This window comes from Candidatus Kurthia intestinigallinarum, assembly GCF_003991225.1.
GTDB lineage: Bacteria > Bacillota > Bacilli > Bacillales_A > Planococcaceae > Kurthia > Kurthia populi.
In genome coordinates this window covers 1-1,089 of the sequence record NZ_JTFC01000053.1, presented here as the reverse complement: position 1 = coordinate 1,089, position 1,089 = coordinate 1, and the positions used below count along the sequence as shown (strand labels likewise).

At 40.3% G+C, this 1,089-nt stretch carries 1 protein-coding gene and 1 pseudogene; both read left to right on the top strand.

All coding sequences use genetic code 11. From position 1 onward, the window contains the following. Positions 1–468 (top strand): annotated as a pseudogene (locus QI30_RS20535) (plasmid recombination protein); the annotation flags it as partial. Between the two features lie 422 nt (positions 469–890). Then, positions 891–1,089: protein rep (locus QI30_RS21360; protein ID WP_126992065.1), on the top strand; the 199-nt coding region annotated here is incomplete at its 3' end.

Below are 1,089 nucleotides of genomic sequence, written 5' to 3'. Positions count from 1 at the left end.
GTTCCGAAAATGTTCGGGAAACCGGAAATCCATCAAAAAGAAACCGGGAATTATGTTTTCACTCCTAAGCAGATGGAACAGCTGGAAACAATCGTGACAGCTGCGGTTGCGGTAAAAAAAGATTATGAGCGGTTGCAAAGTATGAATCCTGTCATAGAAAATGAAAAGCTTCGTGAGGAAGTCTATCAAAAGACCAATGAAAATTATAAGCTGAAGAACGAAAATAAGGAACTCCGTTCAGAGAACAGAGATTTAAAAGACCTGATAGGCGATTTACGGCACGAAGTCGGTTTGTTGTATCAAAGTGCCAAAGATTTCGTAAAAGAGCGTACAGAGGGCGTCAGGGCCGTTAAAAACGTTTTTAAGGAATTAGTAGATAAAGTGAGGGAGCGAAACCCTGGGAGCGAATTTGAGCGCCTGTATAAGCGTGAGAAAGCTCGGGAGAGGGATCGAGGAATGGAAAGATGAAAACACGCCTTTTAGGCGTGTTTTTTAAGGTTTTGAGCGAAGCGAAAAACGGTTTTTTCTTATCTTGATATAAGGGTAACATCTTCGATTTACCCTGAAGGGTCTTGAGCCCTTGATACGTATGGCTTTAACGCAAAAAAACTTGCATTCTACAGCATAGTGTTGTATTGTTTTAATTGTCGAGATCAAAACAATAAACTATGAAGGTAGGTGCAAGTTTTTAAGTGCCGTGATTGGCGTTTATTAACTTAAGTTATATGAGCCACTATAAAGCAAAATCCAAAAAGAATCAAGACATTATGGTCAAGTCCACGAAGAAAAAACGGCGAAACGGTGTATTAGCGTACTTTATGGAAAAGCTAGTTTCTGAAGATGTGGTCTCGGAAAATACTTTAAAACTCATAAGGGAGTGCAATACGTTCATGATGATGGTTGCTGATGAAAACCTGGAAAAGAAAAAACAGCATAAGGGGAATACGTGCAAAAACCGTTTCTGTCCGATCTGTGCATGGAAGAAATCTCGAAAAGATGCGTTGGCTCTGTCCGTCATGATGGCTTATCTAAAGCAAGAGGAAAAGAAAGAGTTTATCTTTGTGACCTTAACAGCGCCGAACGTGCCAG